At 63.7% G+C, this 18,918-nt stretch carries 16 protein-coding genes, 1 pseudogene and 2 riboswitches; of the genes and pseudogenes, 7 read left to right on the forward strand and 10 right to left on the reverse strand.

From position 1 onward, the window contains the following. Window positions 1–10: 10 nt before the first annotated feature. Entirely contained in the window at window positions 11–1,981 is a 1,971-nt protein-coding gene (locus KT882_RS19685; protein WP_228893111.1) for an alkyl/aryl-sulfatase, read from the reverse strand. A gap of 124 nt (window positions 1,982–2,105) precedes the next feature. On the opposite strand from KT882_RS19685, the gene KT882_RS19690 reads away from it, so the two are divergent. Together KT882_RS19690 and KT882_RS19695 are read left to right on the forward strand one after the other, a co-directional pair. Beyond that, complete coding sequence (locus KT882_RS19690) at window positions 2,106–3,053, forward strand: LysR family transcriptional regulator (RefSeq protein WP_228893112.1); 948 nt, start codon at window positions 2,106–2,108, stop codon at window positions 3,051–3,053. A 24-nt stretch (window positions 3,054–3,077) separates the two neighbouring features. After that, a complete protein-coding gene (locus tag KT882_RS19695; RefSeq protein ID WP_228893113.1) occupies window positions 3,078–3,548 on the forward strand; it encodes a low molecular weight protein-tyrosine-phosphatase in 471 nt (156 codons plus the stop codon). Here the strand turns inward: KT882_RS19695 and KT882_RS19700 are convergent, their stop codons facing one another. Beyond that, window positions 3,549–6,263 carry a DUF1631 family protein gene (locus KT882_RS19700; protein WP_228893114.1) on the reverse strand — a complete coding sequence of 905 codons (2,715 nt, stop codon included), beginning with the start codon at window positions 6,261–6,263 and terminating at the stop codon, window positions 3,549–3,551. 165 nt (window positions 6,264–6,428) lie between these two features. On the opposite strand from KT882_RS19700, the gene KT882_RS19705 reads away from it, so the two are divergent. Beyond that, the gene (locus KT882_RS19705) at window positions 6,429–6,641 is read left to right on the forward strand and encodes a hypothetical protein (protein ID WP_161074215.1); all 213 of its coding nucleotides are present in this window, start codon (window positions 6,429–6,431) and stop codon (window positions 6,639–6,641) included. A 73-nt stretch (window positions 6,642–6,714) separates the two neighbouring features. On the opposite strand, the gene KT882_RS19710 is transcribed toward KT882_RS19705, so the two are convergent. Next, on the reverse strand, window positions 6,715–7,272 hold the full coding sequence (locus KT882_RS19710; RefSeq protein WP_228893115.1) for an ATP-dependent Clp protease proteolytic subunit: 558 nt from the start codon (window positions 7,270–7,272) through the stop codon (window positions 6,715–6,717). A 137-nt stretch (window positions 7,273–7,409) separates the two neighbouring features. On the opposite strand from KT882_RS19710, the gene KT882_RS19715 reads away from it, so the two are divergent. Then, complete coding sequence (locus KT882_RS19715) at window positions 7,410–8,168, forward strand: hypothetical protein (RefSeq protein WP_161074217.1); 759 nt, start codon at window positions 7,410–7,412, stop codon at window positions 8,166–8,168. Between the two features lie 51 nt (window positions 8,169–8,219). Here KT882_RS19715 and KT882_RS19720 read toward each other — a convergent pair whose 3' ends face one another. The 6 genes and pseudogenes from KT882_RS19720 to KT882_RS30920 form a co-directional block, all read right to left on the reverse strand. Continuing rightward, window positions 8,220–8,483, reverse strand: coding sequence for a GNAT family N-acetyltransferase (locus KT882_RS19720; RefSeq protein ID WP_161074218.1), 264 nt, complete (start codon window positions 8,481–8,483; stop codon window positions 8,220–8,222). 185 nt (window positions 8,484–8,668) lie between these two features. Then, a complete protein-coding gene (locus tag KT882_RS19725; protein WP_161074219.1) occupies window positions 8,669–8,992 on the reverse strand; it encodes a low molecular weight protein tyrosine phosphatase family protein in 324 nt (107 codons plus the stop codon). Between the two features lie 74 nt (window positions 8,993–9,066). After that, window positions 9,067–10,227, reverse strand: a complete 1,161-nt coding sequence (locus KT882_RS19730) for an IS30 family transposase (RefSeq protein ID WP_228893116.1) — start codon at window positions 10,225–10,227, stop codon at window positions 9,067–9,069. Between the two features lie 704 nt (window positions 10,228–10,931). Next, window positions 10,932–11,471 carry a hypothetical protein gene (locus KT882_RS19735; protein WP_228893117.1) on the reverse strand — a complete coding sequence of 180 codons (540 nt, stop codon included), beginning with the start codon at window positions 11,469–11,471 and terminating at the stop codon, window positions 10,932–10,934. 167 nt (window positions 11,472–11,638) lie between these two features. After that, window positions 11,639–11,950, reverse strand: coding sequence for a TFIIB-type zinc ribbon-containing protein (locus KT882_RS19740; protein ID WP_187358797.1), 312 nt, complete (start codon window positions 11,948–11,950; stop codon window positions 11,639–11,641). Between the two features lie 51 nt (window positions 11,951–12,001). Then, a pseudogene (locus KT882_RS30920) lies at window positions 12,002–12,076 on the reverse strand (hypothetical protein); the annotation flags it as partial. A gap of 146 nt (window positions 12,077–12,222) precedes the next feature. Further along, window positions 12,223–12,309, forward strand: a riboswitch (glycine riboswitch). A gap of 19 nt (window positions 12,310–12,328) precedes the next feature. Next, window positions 12,329–12,434, forward strand: a riboswitch (glycine riboswitch). A 55-nt stretch (window positions 12,435–12,489) separates the two neighbouring features. Here KT882_RS30920 and gcvT point away from each other — a divergent pair. The 3 genes from gcvT (at window position 12,490) to gcvP (ending at window position 17,056) form a co-directional block, all read left to right on the forward strand. Further along, window positions 12,490–13,611, forward strand: a complete 1,122-nt coding sequence (gene gcvT / locus KT882_RS19745) for a glycine cleavage system aminomethyltransferase GcvT (RefSeq protein ID WP_161074222.1) — start codon at window positions 12,490–12,492, stop codon at window positions 13,609–13,611. A 39-nt stretch (window positions 13,612–13,650) separates the two neighbouring features. Further along, on the forward strand, window positions 13,651–14,034 hold the full coding sequence (gcvH, locus tag KT882_RS19750; RefSeq protein WP_161074223.1) for a glycine cleavage system protein GcvH: 384 nt from the start codon (window positions 13,651–13,653) through the stop codon (window positions 14,032–14,034). A gap of 130 nt (window positions 14,035–14,164) precedes the next feature. Further along, entirely contained in the window at window positions 14,165–17,056 is a 2,892-nt protein-coding gene (gcvP, locus tag KT882_RS19755) for an aminomethyl-transferring glycine dehydrogenase (RefSeq protein WP_228893118.1), read from the forward strand. Window positions 17,057–17,197: 141 nt separating this feature from the next. Here gcvP and KT882_RS19760 read toward each other — a convergent pair whose 3' ends face one another. Further along, window positions 17,198–18,883: a hypothetical protein gene (locus tag KT882_RS19760; protein WP_228893119.1), complete on the reverse strand. Its 1,686-nt coding sequence runs from the start codon at window positions 18,881–18,883 to the stop codon at window positions 17,198–17,200. Window positions 18,884–18,918: the final 35 nt, after the last annotated feature.

The following is an 18,918-nucleotide window of genomic DNA, read 5'->3' on the forward strand; positions in this document are numbered from 1 at the left end:
CAACGCTGCCTTACGGCGTGACGATGTTGAACACCGGGTTGAACTCGGCCACGCTGCCGAACACGGCGCCCAGCGCGCGCGGGTCGCCGGCCAGCTTGACGGCGCCGGACTGGACCAGCTGCGGCAGCGGCACCTTGGCCACCAGCATCTTGAACAGCGCCTCGCGGGTCAGGCTCAGGCTGACGTCGGCGTTCGGCAGCACGCGGCCTTTGGTGTTGTTTAGCACGGAATTGGACAGCTCCAGCGCGTAGTGCTCGCCGCTGTCGGTGAAGGCGATGTTGATGCCCACGTTCAGCCCGTCCGTCTTGCGGTGGTCAAGCCGCACCGCCAGGAAGTCGAACACCATCTCGGTCGGCAGCGCCTGCAGCATCTCCGGCGATTGCGCCGTGATGCGCGCCGGCGCCGCGCCTTCGCGCAGCTCGCGCGCCCCCGTCAGGTAGGCGTTGCGCCAGATGGCGGACTCGGCCTGGTAGCCCAGCTGCTCCAGCGTGTCCGCCTGCAGCTCGCGCGCGGCGCGGTTGCCCGGCTCGGCGAACACCAGGTAGTTCAGCATCTCGGCCACCCAGCGGTAGTCGCCTTCGGCGAATGCGGCGCGGGCCAGCGCCAGCGTCTTGTCTGCGCCGCCCATCGCGGCCACGTGGCGGCGCGCGCTGTCCACACGCGGCAGCGGTTGCAAGGTGGCCGGGTTGGCGTCGTACCACCCCAAGTAGAAGTCGTACACGCCGCGCAGATTGTGGCTCAGCGTGCCGTAGTAGCCGTGCGTGGACAGGTCCTGCTGCAGTCCCTTGGGCATGAAGGTCGCGTTGCCCAGCTCGTCCATGGTCACGCCCTGGTTGGCCTGGTGCAGCGCCTCGTCGTGGATGTAGCGGTACAGGTCGCGGTGGTTGGCCAGGTGGGCGCGCACGCGCTGCTGGCCCCACACCGGCCAGTGGTGGCTGCGGAAGGCCACTTCGGCTTGCGGAAACAGATCCAGCATCTGGTTGATGTATTTGCTCCAGCCCAGCGCGTCGCGCATCTTGGCGCCGCGCAGCGTGTAGATGTTGTGCATGGTGTGGCTGACCACTTCGGACAGGCACAGCGCCTTGAGCTGCGGCAGGTAGAACACGAACTCGGACGGCGCTTCGGAGCCGTTCGCCATCTGGAACACGAAGCGCATGCCGTCCACCGTCATTTCCTGCCCGGTCTTGCTGACGATGTCGGTCGGCGCCAGCAGGCCGATGGTGCCCGCCGAGACCGCCTTGCCCAGGCCGGTGCCCACGCCGTCCTGCGCCGACGCGCCGATGGCGGTGCCGAACTGGTAGACCGCGCGCCGCGTCATGGCGTTGCCGGCCAGGATGTTCTCCGCAATGGCCGATTCCATAAAGCCTTCCGGCGCAATCACGCGCACCTTGCCGGATTTGATGTCATCCATGCTGGCCACGCCCAGCACGCCGCCGAAGTGGTCCGCATGGCCGTGCGTGTAGACCACCGCCACCACTGGCTTGCGCGCCAGGTGGGCGGCGGCCAGCGCCATGCCCGCCTTGGCCGCTTCCGCCGAGGTCAGCGGGTCGACCACGATCCAGCCGGTATCGCCTTCGATCAACGTCATATTGGCCAGGTCCATGCCGCGCACCTGGTAGATGCGCTCGCCCACCTTGAACAGGCCGGCTTCGTTGTTCAGCAGCTCGTTGCGCCACAAGCTGGGATTGACCGTGGCGGGCGCCGCGCCCTGCATGAAGCTGTAGCGTCCGGCGTCCCACACGGCCTGGCCGTTAGCGCCGGCCAGCACGCCCGGCGGCAGCGCGGCGATGCGGCCGCGCCGGGCGTCCTCGAAGGCTTGCTGGTCGTCCAGCGGCAGGCCGGCGCCGAAGGCGGCGTTGCGCGCGGCCGTGGCGGCGGTGGCGGCTTTGGGACCGCTGGCGGCGAAGGCGGCGGGCGCGGGGGCTGCCGCGAGCAGGGCGATGGCGGCAAGCACGGCGCCGTGGACGGTTTTGTACGACATGGACGATCTCCGGGTTTATTGTAGTCATCCGAGTCTATGGATGCGCCCACCGGCTGTCCAATGCATCATTTTGATCGTTATAATGCAGTCTTTGCATTAAACTCCCCTCATGGACATCAAGCGCATGCGCCACGCGATCGCGCTGGCGGACGAACTGAACTTCGCCAGGGCGGCTGAGAAAGTGCACCTGAGCCAGCCCGCGCTCAGCCGCAGCATCCAGACGCTGGAGCAGGAGCTGGGGCTGCAGCTGTTCGACCGCGACAACCGCAACGTGGCGCTGACCACCGTGGGCGCCAGCTTCATGGCGCAGGCGCGGCGGCTGGTGTACCAGATGCGCAGCATGGAGCGCGACATGGGCCTGCTGCGCAGCAGCGAGATCGGCCAGGTTGCGTTCGGCGTCGGCCCGCTGCCGACAGCGGCCTTTCTGCCCGCCCTGCTGTCCAGCGTGCGCGCCGAGCGTCCCGGGCTGCAGCTGACCGTGAGCAGCCACAACTGGCGCTACCTGCTGCAGCATTTGCACGCCGAGGAAATCGAATTCTTTGTGGCCGATACGCGCGACATCCAGCCGGACGCCGCCATCGCCATCACGCCGCTGTGCCGCCAGTACGGCAGTTTCCTGTGCCGCGCGGGCCACCCGCTGCTGGCGCAGGCCGAGCTCCGGCCCGCCGATCTGCTGCCCTACGGTTTCGTGTCGCTGAAACTGCCGGCCGGCCTGCAGGCAGCGATGCGGCGCCTGCTCGGCATGGACGCGAACGAGCCCCTGCCCGTGGCGGTGGAGTGCGACAATGTGCAGGTGCTGGCCGACCTGGCCTGCGAAAGCGACGTGGTGCTGATTGCCAGCGAGGCCGCCGTGGCGCCCAGCGTTAACGCCGGGCGGCTGGCGCCGATCCGGTTCAGCCACGCGCCGCCGCTGTACGCGGAGATCGGCATCGTGCAGCTGTACGGGCGCAGCCTGTCGCCCGGCGCCGCGCTGGTGCTGGAGCGCCTGCGCGCCATCGCCGCGACCGCCCCAGCCACGGCCATGCATGTCGGCGGGGAGTACCTGGCGGCGCCCGGCGCTACATTAAAATAAACGTCCGCAAGCAAAGGAGGTCCGATGGCCAAGCACCATTCCGTATTATTCGTCTGCATGGGCAATATCTGCCGTTCGCCGACGGCCGAGGGCGTGTTCCGCCGGCGCGCCGCGGCGGCCGGGCTGGAACTGGAGATTGATTCGGCGGGCACGCACGCCTACCACGTCGGCAATCCGCCGGACGCGCGATCGTCGCAGCATGCGGCCCGGCGCGGCTACGACCTGAGCGCCCAGCGCGCGCGGCAAGTGTCCGCCGCCGACTTCGCGCGCTACGACCACCTGCTGGCCATGGACCAGGACAACCTGGCGCGCCTGCAAGCGGCCTGCCCGCCCGAACACCGCCACAAGCTGGCCCTGTTCATGCAGTACGCCACCCACTCCGATTCGGACGTGGTGCCGGACCCGTACTACGGCGGCCCGAACGGCTTCGACCAGGTGCTGGATTATATTGAGGATGCTTCGGACGGCCTGATCGCCGCCCTGAAGCGGGGCTGATCAGGCGGCCACGCCGGCCGACAGGTCCACGCTGGCGTCGTTGACGGCCAGGCCGCCCATGGCGGCGGACAGCGCGCGCGACACCACGCCTTCGGTGCGCACCGCGCGCACGCTGCGCTCGCGGAATTTCTGCACCAGCGCCTCTCCGGACAGCGAGAACGCTTCCTGCCGCGCGCTGGTGGAGAAGATGTAGAGCGTGCGCAGCGGGCTGATCCAGGCAAGCTTGACCTTGCGCGTGCTGCCGTCGTCCTGGTCGAATTCCAGCCACATGCCGCGCGCCAGGCCGTCGGCCTCGATGGTGGCGTCGTCGTCCAGCGGCAGCTCGGGCTCGGGGGCGGCGCTGGCGGCAGCGGCGGCGGCTTGCGCCTCCAGTTCCAGGCGGCGCTCGGCCGCCTTCTGCGCCACTTCCATGGCGATTTCCACCTGGCGCTCCGGCGACAGTTCCAGCGGCGCGCGTACGATGGAAGCATGGCATTCGGCCAGTTCTGCGAAGAACTGCAGCCGGTCGGCGTCCTGCCACTTGATCACGTCCAGCCACTTGTTCAGCGTGGACAGCAGCTTGGGCAGCTTGGAGATCAGCTGCTTGCGCTCGTCGGCGGTAATCTTGGGCTTGACGCTCCAGATCAGGTCGTCCATGGTCTGGGTGGCGTTCTGCACCGCGCCCGGCTTGCCTTCTTCCACGCTGTAGGCAATGGTCATCACGGACACCCATTTGTTCTCGAGGAAGGCCTCGACCATGGCGATCACTTCGCCGGAGCCGATGCGCAGCGCAACGGCGTTCCGGGCCGACTTGGCGGCCACGGCCATTTTTTCCTGCTTGAGCGCGGCGGCGATAGGCTCGGCGATGGCGGCGGCCGAAGCCGCTTCCTCGGCCTTGATGGACGCTTCCAGTTCCTCCACCGCCTCGCTGAAGGCGGACACTTCCAGGTCGTGATCGCGTCCCACGCGCTCGACGCTGCGCTGCATGGCCTGGAACAGCGGATCTTCCGGGCTCTTGCGCTGTTCCCAGCCCATGCGGGACAGCAGGTCTATCATGCGGCGCGCAGGATGGCTGTCCTGGAAGAAGAAGTCCTTGTCGACCAGGGCGGCCTTGAGCACCGGGATCTGCAGGAAGCGGATCAGGTCGCGGATTTCCTGCGAGATGTTCTGGTCGCGGAACACCGTGTCGAAGATGGCCGACAGCAGGTCTATCGTGCTTTCGTCCGAGCGCGTCAGGCTGCCTTCCGGGGCATTCTTTTTGATGTTGGGCAGGTAGAACACATTGGGCGCGGCGCCCGCTGCGCCAGGACCGGCAGCGCCCGCGTCCGGAGCAGCGCCCAGGCTGGCGACGCCCTGCACGCCCGCAGCGCTGGCGGCGGCGTTCAGCAGGCCAAGCAGGCCTGCGCCCTGCGCGCCCACGGCCACGCCCTGCATGCCCGCCAGCGAACCCGCCTGCATGGCGCCAGGCACGGCGAAGCCCGCCGGCACGGCAACCATGCCTTCGGCCGGAACAAACCCGGCGGCAGGCGCGACATAACCGCCGAACACCGCGCCCGCAGGTACGGCTTGCATCGCTTGCATGGCTGGTGCGCCGGCCATACCCATCACGCCGGGAGCGGCGGCCGGATAGCCGCCTGCCGGCACGGAACCGGCCGTGGCGGCGGCGCCGGGCGGGAACGGGGCTGCGAAACCGGGATATGGCACGGCCATGCCACCGCCCTGTCCGCCCGCCATGGCGAACCCGGCGGCAGGCATGGCGCTTTGCTGCATCTGCGCCAGGTAATTCATCAGCGGCTGTTTGGACGCGGTCTGCGCGGCGCGCTGCGCCACCTCGTTCGGCACCGCGCCCACAGGCACCTGGGCCGCGCCCTGCGCCCACGCCCCCGCTTTCAGGTTGGCGATGTCGGGCAGATCGGGAATGATGAGGTCCGGGTCCAGCGGGCCATCCTGCGTGGCGGAGAAGAACTGGCGCAGCTGCTGGGCCAGTTCAGCCTGCTGCTTGCGCTTGCGCGCCGGACTGGCGCTGCTGGCGTCGTGCGAGTCGGCCTTGCGCGCCTTGTAGCCGTCCACCGAGCCGGGCAGCACGCCCTTGCGCTGCAAGGTCAGGCTCAGCTCCTCCAGCATGGACGACAATTCCATGAACATGCCGGGCTTGAGCAGCGCCAGCAGCAGCCCGGCGGCCTCCTCGTCGGCATTAAACTCCAGCCAGGCCTGCTGCAAGGCCTGCAAAAACACGTCGGGGCGGAATGGATTCTGGTTCACGCGCAGGATGTCGCGGTCCAGCAGGAAGGCCAGGCGCACGTTCAGCGTGGCCAGCGCGTCCGAATACTGCGCCTCGAAGGGCTTGCTGATGCCCTCCAGCGTGACTTTATTGTCCATCTCCTCCATCGACACCAGCGACAGCGGCTGGTCCAGCTGGCGCGGCTTGGCCTTGGTGCCAGGCGCCAGTTCGGCAATCTCGCGCCGCAGGCCGCGCTCCAGCTCCTTCAGGACCAGGTTCAGATAGCGGTAGTGATCATTTCGCAACAGATTGCCCGCGCGGATGCGCGCTTGCAGCTCGCGCACGTCGCCGGCGCCGTCGGCCGCGTCCACCAGTGCACCGGCGATACGGGTCGTGAAGTCCAGGAATTGATCGCCCACATGCCGCTTGACGATCTCGATCAGGTTCTCCAATAGCGCATGGCGCGGCGTAACCGCTTTTTTTGGCGCTGCCGGAGTTGTCGGATGTGAAAGCATGGTCTAACCTGAGTGGGACGGGCTGCGCGGCCGGCCTGTCCGTTTCATGTTAACAGCCGCGATACCGCATTCTTGCACATTCTTGCCGCAAGGCAATAGCCTGCAGGAAACAAATGGTGATTTTGTTTGATTTTTTTCCTCACTGCACAGATAAAGGACAGCGACATGAAATCGAAGCAACGCACGGAGCGCCAGAGGGATAGTGATGCCAATAGCGCCAGCCGTCAATCCGGAACCCCTGGTTCGACCTCGGTAGGCCGCGCCGACATCCAGGGCGGCGCCATCGACCGCAAGGAAGAAAGCCGCCGCTCGCGCAGCGAGGAAGCACGCAGCGAAGTGAGCCGCAGCGCCAGCCGCAGCGGTTCGCGCAACCGCTAGTACTGCTGGCAAGCGCCGCTGTCCGCAGCATGCAGCCGCCCGGCCATTCGGTCCGGGCGGCATTACTTCGTCTTCAGATATTGGTGATGCGGTGGCCGGCCGGCGGCCGGAAGTCGGTCACTTTGTTGATCATGTTCACCTTCACCGCCTCGGCGGCGGTCAGGTGCAGGTCCGAATAAGCGTGGATGCGCCAGTGCTCGTCGCTGAACTGGACGTGGCTGCGCAGGATCTCCTCGGTGCGGGCGTCGTCCGCCTGCAGGCCCTCGACGATGATGCGCAGCGCATCCGGCCGCGCCCCGGACGGCGCGCTGGCGTGCGATTTGTGCACCATGAAGCGCGCCGTGCTGCTGGCGTAGCGCTTGTGGCCAGCCAGGTAGACGATCACCGCGATCGACGCCACCGCCCCGGCGTTGTACATATGGAAACGGATCGGCAGGTTGCTCAGGTAGTTGTACAGGCAAATGCCGTCGCTCACATAGCCGCCGTTCGACTGCAGCAGCACGTGCGCGTCGGTCACCATGTCCTCGCTCATGTCGGCCGCCGCATCGAACATGCGGTGCACCATGTCGCTGTTGATATCTCCGGACAGCGTGAACCAAGCATGGCCCTGCAGTTTGTCCTGGTCTTCCATGAATGTATCCTCACTTTTATACATGCAATGATTCTAACAAAACACGCGGTCTCATAGCGGGACCGTGCGGCATTCGTGCGCGGGACAACCACACCGGCGCCACGCGCTACAATCTGGGTCGGACCATAAGGAAACACATGCAGAATCTGATTTCGGAATTAACCCGGCTCTACCTTCCCGCCGGCCTTGCAGGCGACGCGGCCTATGCCGACCTGCTGGCCCAGCGCGTGCAGGGCCAGTCCGGCGTGGAGTTGCGGCTGGCTGCCGATGGCCGCACGCGCGCCATCGCCATCCCCTTCCGCCCCGTCGCGGGTGGCCTGGAAGCGCAGCACTGGACCCAGTTGTGCGACGTGGCGAATGCGCTGCAGACAGAACTCGGCCTGCCCGCGCCGGCCGTGAGCATATCAGGCGACAGCGGCTACGGCCTGTGGCTGTCGCTCGCCGTGCCTGTGCCCGAGGCACTCGCGCGGCAGTTTGCCGCGCAGCTGTGGACGAAGTATTTGCCGGACGCGCCGCAGCCCGACGGCGCCGCGCTGGAACTGCCGCCCTACCTGCATCAGGGCACGGGCAAATGGACCGCCTTCATCAATCCCGGCCTGGGCGCCTCGTTTGCGGAAGAGTCCGGCCTGGAAATGCCGCCGCCCACCGCCGGGCAAGCGGCGCTGCTCGACGGCCTGCACAGCATCAGCGAAGCCCAGTTCGCGCATGCGCTGAAGCTGCTCCAGCCTGCGCCTCCGGCCGTCCAGACAAGCACCTCCGCGCCGGCGCCCGCCGCTGCCCCTACCGCCGTAATCGAAGACGGACTGCTGCTGAAAGACGCCACGCTGGAAGACATCATCGCCCTGCTGCACTCCAGGAATATCGAACCGACATTCAGGCACTTGATCCGTAAATGACGAGATCCAGCATGACGCCCCTGCGGCGGGCTTGGCCGCCTCGCGCAGGCCTCATGCCAATGATTTGGTCAGCGCATATCTGGCACCGCCGGGAGGAGAGTCCGGCAAACGGCTAAACACTTTATAACCGCATTTTTCATAAAACGGCAGCGCCTGGAAGCTGAGCGTTTCGACATAGGACTGTTTGCAGCCGCGCCGCAACCCTTCCGCTTCCGCAACCGCCAGCAGCTCGCTACCATAGCCCTGCCCTCGCTGCGACTCTTGCAGCCACATGACATGCACATGCAGCCAGCCCAAATAAGTAGCGCCGAACATGCGCCAACAAGCTCCCCAGCCTCATTTCTCACCGAAGCCAGCAAATACTGCGGCGTGTCGCCATTTGCCTGCTCGGCGTTAAAGGCCGTCAAATGCCCAACCAAGGCCTAGATATCGGCCATCTCCGGCTCCGACTCCAGCACAACCGGACGCTTCTCAGCCATTCAAGCTCCTTGGTCAACGAACTAGCGCAGGAAGCGCCCCACTTTCGCTTCCAGCAGTTTAATCAATTCGGGTTGCATGTATTCATAGTCATCCGGGATATCAAGGCAGATGACGCGCTTACCGTTCAAGTACGGCTTGAACCGCATCGACAGCCTGGTCCGGTGCGCCTTCTCCATCACAAAGATGATGTTCGACCAAGCGATCTGCTCAGGCGACAGCGGCACCGACGCGTCGCCACCCAAACCGGCGGAATCCGTTTCGACACCTGGCCAAGTAGCGAACACCGCCTCGGCTGTAGGGCTGCGGAGCCGGTTCTGGCTGCAGATAAATAACGCTCTCTTCAATGCTTCGCCTCAATAGTTGAATAGAATTTTCAAATAGTATGACGCGAATGCGATGTCCGTTAACGCCTGCGGATTCAACCGGTCGACGCAACACATTCGTGAAATCGTTGTGCCGGGGTATCATAGTCTAGCGTTTTCCTGGGCCGTCCGTTCAGCCGATTTGCTACAGCATCGAGCTGGCCCTGAGAGTAGTTCGACAGGTCCAGGCCTTTGGGGAAATACTGCCTCAGCAGGCCGTTGGTATTTTCGTTTGAACCACGCTGCCAAGGATGTCGAGGGTCGCAGAAATAGACTTGAATGTCGGCCGCCAGCTTGAAGCGCTTGTGGTCAGCCAACTCCTTGCCGCGATCCCATGTAAGCGACTTGTAGTGCTCCTGTGGCAGCTTCATAGCGTGTTGGATCAGCGCGTTCACAACAGTCTCGGTATCCTTGCCTGCGACCTTTACCAGCATCACATAGCGTGTTTTGCGCTCGACCAGCGTGACGATCTGGCTGTTATGGCTACCAGATAGCAGATCCCCTTCCCAATGCCCAGGTACAGCCAGGTCTTCCGCCGTTGCAGGGCGCTCACTGATGGATACTGCGTCAGTAATTCTGCCGTGATTCTCCGTTTTCATCGTGTGATGGCGGGAACGGCGCATCACTCGAGTGCGACGTAAATGCTCTGTCAGCTCCTTCTTCAAGGCGCCACGCGCCTGGATATACAGGCTACGATAAATCGTTTCGTGTGACACTTGATGAGCCTTATCGCCAAGGTTAGCGCGCTTGAGCCATCCGGCAATTTGCTCGGGTGACCATTGCAGTTGGAGCTTCTCAGCCACCATTTCAGCCAGCGCAGGGTTCTCTGCCAGTCTACAGCGCTTAGGGCGACTGGCTCGATCCCAGGCGCGCTTGTCGGCCTGGTTTGCCCGGTACAGCGCCTGCCCGCCATTACTCCTGATTTCTCGGCTGATGGTGGAAGGAGCACACCCCAGCGAAGCAGCGATCTTCCGAATCGGTGCCCCCGCCACCAACGCGCGCGAAATATCTTCGCGCTCAGCAATCGTTAAAGCCAACCTGGAACGACAGCGCTGAGCAGGACTAATCCCGCCGTTCTGAATAAGAATTCCCTGAATTGCACCGTGACTTCGGCCGAAAAGTTGGGCAATATGCTGCAGAGATTCACCCTGACGCCAGCGTTCCCACATCAATGCCTTTTGCTCGTCAGTGTAATAGATTCGTGGTTTGCGTTTCATGGCAACACTCCTCCTGCCTAAGCAGTTTAGTGTGTTGCGTCGACCGGTTGAATCCGCAGCCGAAAGCCGAATCGAATCTACGCTGCTCAGTTGCAGGGCGCCCTGGGAAGCAAGTAGGTACCGTAGTTCCGCCGAATGTTCTTGTCGGCGTCTGGCTGAGCGCCCGTTTGCTCTAATGTCAGTTCCACTACCTCGCCTTTCCTCTGAAGTATTCCCCTACCGGCATTTCCCCATCCATCGTCGTCAAAATTAAAGGTCGCAACGCTGTTCTTCTGCTGGCTCATTGGGGCCTTAACCATCAACACCTGCCCAGAGTCTGGCATTGAGATACTAATCGAAATCATGGGCATCTTATCGTCAGAAATTTGTGCGCAAACTACCAAGTTCCCAAGCAATTCCTCAGGGCCATGTCCACGCCTGGCATAAAGCGGCTCTTTCAATGAAAACGATTCCGTTTGAACGCCCGCGTACACGCCTTCGCTAACCGCAAGTGACGTAATAACCGCACAAAGGACGCATCGCCAGGTGGCCAGGGAATTCTTGCAATTGGTTTTAGGTTTCATAGCATGGACATTTGGATTTCGTGATGGGCAGCTTCTGGCCGGACGCGGCCTGTCGAAAAGATGCCGTCACTGCCACGTAGAAGTTAATTTTAGATAGTCCGCTCATCGCGCCGTTTGAATTGCAGGGCCCTGTGGGAGCGCTCATTTGAGAATGAAGGACGTTTTGAGTCGCAGCACCGAGTTTCTGAGGTTGTCTTTGAGCGAGACGCGAACCGTCCACGTACCGGCAGGATCAGAAACCTCTCCAGTGAAACCAAGAACAGGTGCCGAAAGATACATGTTGTAGGGGCTTCCTTTGAGAATGCCCTGAAAGCAAACGATGTCAGTTTGATGAATTGAAGTCGTTCCGTCCGGCCTTATTACGTCGAGGTCGCAGGTCAGGTTTGCTCGACCATCAGCAGTCAGCTTGGGGTTCGCGAAAAAGGTGAGAACGAACACTTGCTTGCCTTTTGCGACGGTCTTTGCCTCGTTAAAGTGCGGGACACTATTAGAAGGCGTGTCCCATTTCTCGCGCCAATCTACATCCGACGTAACGAGCAACGAGCCCCCAAGTCCATTGAGCGAACGTCTAGCTTCTGTTTCGGGAGCTGGATTCCCTTTCGCATCCTTCCAATAGCCCTCCTGCCCAAACGCTGCAGACGCAATGGCGAGACCGAGAGCAATGATGGCTAGATATTTCATGGACGGCCAATATCTCACGTTAACACTTGCGATAAAAAAATGTGTTGCATTCATAAGCTCCCAAAATCTAAAATAATTCCAAACATGATGACCAGGTGATTCTGGCCGATTGCCGCCTAATACCGCTACTCAATGCAAGCCAAGGTACAGCTTAGAGAATTTATTACTTAGTCCGTGAAATTTCCAAGAACATCAAAAACATCGGAAGCAAATTCCAAGATATCTCCAAGCCCATCAATGCTGCTGGAGGAAGAACTGCCTGGCACGCACTGGCCTATATTCGACAGGTCCGCCTGCCTCGGCGGCTCGACCAGTTCCAGCAGGCGGGAAAACTGACCGGCCTCCAGCCAAAGACCCAGGCACTGTCTGCAAGCGCACATGGCAACGCCTTGGTAATCAATGGGCTTCATCGCCTGACCGTCCACTGGGCAAGGCTGAACGCCGGCGGAGTCGCGCTGCTGGTGCAGTTGCAATGCCACGTGTGCACGCAATTCAGGTAGCAAGCTACCGCTCAAGGACACGCCCAGGCATTGCGGGCAGCGGTGAATCCGGTGGCCGCCAAAGCTGGCAAGCGTTAATTGTGCGTCGTCAACCGGACAAAGCATGGGCGCCCTTTCGGAATAAGAATGCCCGTGAGATTACCAGATTGTCAGAGAGGAAAAGTCACAAATACTCACCGTCGGACCGCCTCAGCCGGCGCCCTCGCCGGCCCCGCAAGATTGACATAAAGCCCCTTCTGGCATATATTCCTCAGTCTTGATCGGGAGAGGGCAAACTCGCGTTGCCGCCGAAGGGGCACTACCCAAAAACTCTCAGGCAAAAGGACCGGTCAAGGGCCAGCGGCGCACCGCGCAGCTGGGTCAAACTCTGGAGAGCGGCTGCGGCACCACGCCAGCAGCCCACCGAAGGGGCGTGCGGATGCCATTCCGCTATCTCTCAGGTACCAAGGACAGAGGGGTTCGTCGCATTGTGCTGTGCATTTTGCTTCTGTTAACTCCTATATCTATTGGACCGCCCCATGACGCTCAAAGCGACCCCACTCAATGCCGCACACCGCGCCCTCAATGCACGCATGGTCGATTTCGGCGGCTGGGACATGCCAGTTAACTACGGTTCGCAAATCGAAGAACACCACGCGGTGCGCACCGACGTCGGCATGTTCGACGTAGCCCACATGTGCGTGGTCGATATCAAGGGCGACAACACCCGCGCATTCCTGCGCGGCCTGCTGGCCAACAACGTCGACAAGCTGCAAGTCTCCGGCAAGGCGCTCTACTCCTGCATGCTGAACCCGCAAGGCTTCGTGATCGACGACCTGATCGTCTACTTCATCAACGAGAGCTGGTTCCGCCTGGTGGTCAACGCCGGCACCGCCGAGAAAGACGTGGCGTGGATGCAGGCGCAGAACACAGCCACCGGCTCGGGCGTGACCATCACCCAGCGCAGGGACGGCGCCAACGCCATGGCCCTGATCGCCGTGCAAGGCCCGAACGCCCGCGCAAAAGTATGGGAAGTGATCGCCGGTTCGCAGGACGCCACCGCCGACATGAAGCCGTTCAACGTGGCCTTCGTGCCGAACACCATCTTCGGCGAGGCGATGATCGCCCGCACCGGCTACACCGGCGAAGACGGTTTTGAAATCGGCGTGGCGGCGGAACAGGCCGAGGCGCTGTGGAACGCGCTGAACGCGGCCAGCGTGAAGCCTGCCGGCCTGGGCGCGCGCGACACGCTGCGCCTGGAAGCGGGCATGAACCTGTACGGCCAGGACATGGACGAAACCGTGAACCCGCTGGACGCAGGCCTGGCATGGACCATCGACCTGGTGTCCGAGCGCGACTTCGTAGGCAAGGCCGCTCTGCAAGCCATGGGCCAGAACGCCCAGTTCGTGGGCCTGATCCTGCGCGAAAAAGGCGGCGTGCTGCGCGCGCACCAGAAGGTGATCGTGGCGGGCTCCGAGCAGACCGGCGAGATCACCAGCGGCACCTTCAGCCCGACCATGCAGCAAGCCATTGCGCTGGCGCGCGTGCCGAACGGCGTGGCCGTGGGCGACACCGTGCACGTGGAAATCCGCGACAAGAAACTGGCCGCCACGGTTGTAAAGTTGCCGTTCGTGCGCAACGGTAAAATCCTGGTAGCCTGACCCTCGAATTCTTAGAACACAACCCAACTGGAGCTAGACATGAGCAATATTCCTGCAGACCTGAAGTACACCGAGTCCCACGAGTGGGTACGCGCTGAAGCCGACGGCACCGTGACCGTCGGCATCACCGAGTTCGCGCAGGACGCACTGGGCGATATCGTGTTTGTCGAACTGCCGAAAGTCGGCACCACCTACGGCGCCGGCGACGACGCAGCCGTGGTGGAATCGGTGAAAGCCGCTTCCGACATCTACGCGCCGATCGCAGGCGAAGTGGTAGCAGTGAACGACGCCGTGGTGGACGCGCCTGAATCGATCAACACCGACGCCTACGCCGCCTGGCTGTTCAAGATCAAGCCGGCCGACGCAGCCGCCATCAACGGCCTGCTCGACGCCGCTGCCTACGGCAAGACCACCGAAGGCTAATCAGCCTATGTATGTAGGGCGGGTTAGCGCGCAGCGCGTAACCCGCCGGCGCCGCCAGCGGCCCATGCATGGCGGGTTACGGCCTCCGGCCTAACCCGCCCTACGAATTCTTCACATCTCCTCCGCCATCATGACCCGTACCAGCCTGACCCAACTCGAAGCGCGCGACGCTTTCATCGCCCGCCACATCGGCCCGGACGCCAACGAGCAGCAGCAAATGCTCGACGTGCTCGGCTACGCCACCCGCACCGCGCTGATCGACGCCATCGTGCCGCCGTCCATCCGCAACAAGAGCGCCCTGCCGCTCGGCCAGTTCTTTGAGCCGATGCCGGAAACCACCGCGCTGGCCAAGCTGAAAGGCATCGCCTCGCAGAACAAGGTGCTCAAATCGCTGATCGGCCAGGGTTACTACAACACCCACACGCCCGGCGTCGTGCTGCGCAATATCTTCGAGAACCCGGCCTGGTACACCGCTTACACCCCATATCAGCCTGAAATTTCGCAAGGCCGCCTGGAAGCCATCCTGAACTTCCAGCAAGTGGTCACCGACCTGACCGGCATGGGCATCGCCAACGCGTCCATGCTGGACGAAGGCACGGCCGCCGCCGAAGCCATGACGCTGATCCAGCGCGTGGGCAAGTCGAAATCGAACACTTTCTACGTCGCATCCGACGTGCTGCCGCAAACCCTGGAAGTGGTGCAGACCCGCGCCCTGCCGCTGGGCATCACCGTGAAGACCTTCGACCCGGCCGAACTGGCCGGCGTGACGGACGCTTTCGGCGTGCTGCTGCAATACCCAGGCGTCAACGGCGTGGTGCGCGACTACCGCGCCGCCGTTGAAACCGTGAAAGCCGCCGGCGCCATGGTGGTGGTCGCGGCCGACCTGCTGGCCCTGACCATGCTCACGCCTCCGGGCGAATGGGGCGCGGACGTGGTGGTCGGCAACTCGCAGCGCTTCGGCGTACCGCTGGGCTTCGGCGGCCCGCACGCCGGCTATCTGTCCACCCGCGACGAATTCAAGCGATCGATGCCGGGCCGCCTGGTCGGCGTCACCATCGACCAGCAAGGCAACCAGGCTTACCGCCTGGCCCTGCAGACCCGCGAGCAGCACATCCGCCGCGAAAAAGCCACCTCCAACATCTGCACCGCGCAGGTGCTGCTGGCGGTAATCGCGTCGATGTACGCCGTCTACCACGGCCCTGCCGGCCTGCTGCAGATCGCCAACCGCGTTCACCGCTACACCGGCATCCTGGCGGCCAACCTGAAGACCCTGGGCTACAGCGTCAACGACAGCTTCTTCGACACCCTGACCGTCAAGACCGCCAACGCCGCCGCGCTGCACGCAGCCGCCCAGGCCAACGGCGTGAACCTGCGCCAGATCGACGCCAACCACGTCGGCATCTCGCTGGACGAGACCATCACCCGCGCAGACATCGCCACCCTGTGGACCGTGTTCGCCACCGGCGTCGCCAACGCGCCTGCCGCTCCGGACTTCGACACCGTGGAAGCCGGCGTGAACAACAGCTTCCCTGACGCGCTGGCCCGCAGCTCGGCCTACCTGACGCACCCTGTGTTCAACCGCTACCACTCCGAAACCGAAATGCTGCGCTACCTGCGCAGCCTGGCGGACAAGGATCTGGCACTGGACCGCACCATGATCCCGCTCGGCTCCTGCACCATGAAGCTGAACGCCACCAGCGAAATGATCCCGGTCACCTGGCCCGAGTTCTCCAACATCCACCCGTTCGCACCGAACGAGCAGACCGTGGGCTACCGCGAAATGATCGCCCAGCTGGAAGAAATGCTGTGCGCCGTCACCGGCTACGCCGCCGTGTCGCTGCAGCCTAACGCCGGTTCGCAAGGCGAATACGCAGGCCTGCTGGTGATCCAGAAGTACCACCAGTCGCGCGGCGAAGGCCACCGCAACATCTGCCTGATCCCATCGTCGGCGCACGGCACCAACCCTGCTTCGGCCAATATGGTCGGCATGCAGGTGGTGGTCACCGCCTGCGACGAGCGCGGCAACGTGGACCTGGCTGACCTGAAAGCCAAGGCCGAGCTGCACTCGAAGAACCTGGCCTGCGTCATGGTCACCTACCCTTCGACCCACGGCGTGTTCGAAGACGGCATCCAGGAACTGTGCGACATCATCCACTCGCACGGCGGCCAGGTATATATAGACGGCGCCAATATGAATGCACTGGTCGGCGTGGCCGCGCCGGGCGCGTTCGGCGGCGACGTGTCGCACCTGAACCTGCACAAGACCTTCTGCATCCCGCACGGCGGCGGCGGTCCAGGCGTCGGCCCGATCGGCGTTGGCGCCCACCTGGCCAAGTTCCTGCCCAACCAGCGCTCGAACGGCTATGTGCGCAGCGAAGACGGCATCGGTTCGATCTCGGCAGCGCCGTTCGGCTCCGCCTCGATCCTGCCAATCTCGTGGATGTACATCGCCATGATGGGCGGCGAAGGCCTGACCGCGGCGACCGAAACCGCCATCCTGAACGCCAACTACATCGCGCGCCGCCTGGCGCCGCACTACCCGGTGCTGTACTCGGGCCACGACGGCCTGGTGGCGCACGAGTGCATCCTGGACCTGCGTCCGCTGACCGATGCCACCGGCATCAGCAACGAAGACGTGGCCAAGCGCCTGATGGACTTCGGCTTCCACGCGCCGACCATGAGCTTCCCGGTGCCGGGCACGCTGATGATCGAGCCGACCGAATCGGAAGCGAAAGCCGAGCTGGACCGCTTCATCGATGCGATGATCGTGATCCGCGGCGAGATCGCCAAGGTGGAAAGCGGCGAGTTCGACAAGCTGAACAACCCGCTGAAGTTCGCGCCGCACACGGCTGAAGTGCTGACCTCGGACAACTGGGACCGCAAGTACAGCCGCGAAGTGGCTGCCTTCCCGGTGCCGGCGCTGCGCAAGCAGAAGTACTGGCCTTCCGTGGGCCGCGCCGACAACGTCTACGGCGACCGTAACCTGATGTGCGGCTGCGCACCGATCAGCGACTACGAGTAATAAGGACACGCCCGGTTCACGAACCGGGCGTTTTTTTATCTGCTGCGCAGGCATGGCGGGTTACGCACTACGTGCTAACCCGCCCTACATTGCCGGACTTATCGTAGGGCGGGTTAGCGCACCGCGCGTAACCCGCCAACCTCACCAGCCCAGATCGAGCTCGATATTGCCGTCCTCGTTCAGCTGCACGCGGCGGCATCCAGGCTGGGGGCCGGACGGCAGCACCAGCTGCCCGGCCATCTGGTTGAACAGCTCGGTGGCCGCGATGCTGAAACCGGCCACCACCTCCTGCTGCACCGCGCCCAAGCTGGCCGGGTTGCCTTCCCACTCATTGCTCAGCTTGTTCATATTGAGCAAATGCCCCAGCGCGTCCGACACCATATACATGCCCACCACGCCGGAGTCCGTCGCCGCCGGCGAACGCTTGGGCGTGACCGCCACGCGGATCGCGCCCAGGTCGTCGGCCAGGAACTGCAGGCGCATGGCCCAGTGCATGGTGCTGCGCGCCCAGCCTTTGCCGAGGTTGACCTTGCGGTTGAACAGCGCCATCTTCTGGCTGGCCCGGTCCCATTCATAGCGCATCAGCGAGCTGTACAAGTCGACCGTCAGGCGCGGCACGCCCATGCCGTCGGGCTGGCTGGACACGGTCACGCTGAACTGCAGGTCCTGCTCCGATTCCCGCACATGGGACAGGCGGTTGCCTTCGCGCCAGTGCAGCAGCACGTGGTCGCGGTAACCCCAACCGCCCGAATTGGCCACGAACTGGGCGCGCACGCCGTTGTCCATGGTTGCCGAGACGCCGGATTTCTCGTTGAACGACTCTTCCCGGTTCAGCCCGCCATCCAGCGCCACGCGCAGGTTGCGGTAGTCCGGCAGCTGGTTCAGGCGCTCCTGGATGGGGTCGATCAGCAGCGGTTTCAGGAAACGCTTGAAAAACACCTCGCGCGACAGCACCGCGCGCGCCGCGCAGCCTGGCGCGTAGCCGGGGCGCACCGCCGCCAGGCCGGGGCCGCCCGCCACGCCGCGTCCGTCCGAACTGGCTTTGCGGCCCAGCATGTGCAGCAGGTTCAAGGTGCCGGCCGCCGCCACGCTGACGCTGCCGGCCTGCAAACGGCTCAGCGTGTCCTCGCCCGGCGTGGCGCGCACGGCGGCGTAGCCCAGCACGAAGGCGGCGCCGGTTTCGGCCAGGCCTTTCAGCCAGGCGCCGATGAAGTTGACAAAATTGCCGGCCAGCACCGGGTTGTCCGTGCCGAGCTTGCTGCGCGACTCGTCGGCGTGCATCAGGTCGCTATGGTCGAAGTCCAGGGTCAGCGCGTGCAGGCGGTAGCGGGTTTCGTCGAAACGCATCAGGGCGCGCGCGCAATCGGGGCTGGCGCCGCGCAGCGCGTCGTCCAGCGTCACCGGCGCCAGTTGCAGTTTGACATTGAAGGTTAATTTCCATCCGGCAACAGACTGCTTGAGCACGCTGCTGCGGTTGCCGAACGCATTGTAGACAGTCATGTTGCCACTGGTAAATAGCAACTCCAGGCTGGCGCTGCGCGGGGTGGCGGCGTCCAGGGTCAGTTGTGGTACAGCAACACGCACACGATCCGCATCCGCTCCGCCTATCACCAGCCCCGATTCCTCCAGGTTGCCCACGAGCACTTCGGACGGCAGCTTGCCCGATTTTTGCAGCCCGGCCAACTGCCCGCGCAGGGTCTCGGGAGCGAGCGCCCAGACCAGATCGTAGCCGCCCAAAGCGGCGGGCGAGTGCAAGGCCGAACCCTGGGGAGGCAGGCTCATGGTGCGCATGCCGCCCGCTTCGACTGCGTTGCTACGGGTAAACATGGAAACGTTTGACATCTTATATTCTTTCTTGAGGA

The organism is Pseudoduganella aquatica (assembly GCF_020865585.1).
Classification (GTDB): Bacteria; Pseudomonadota; Gammaproteobacteria; order Burkholderiales; family Burkholderiaceae_D; genus Rugamonas; species Rugamonas aquatica_A.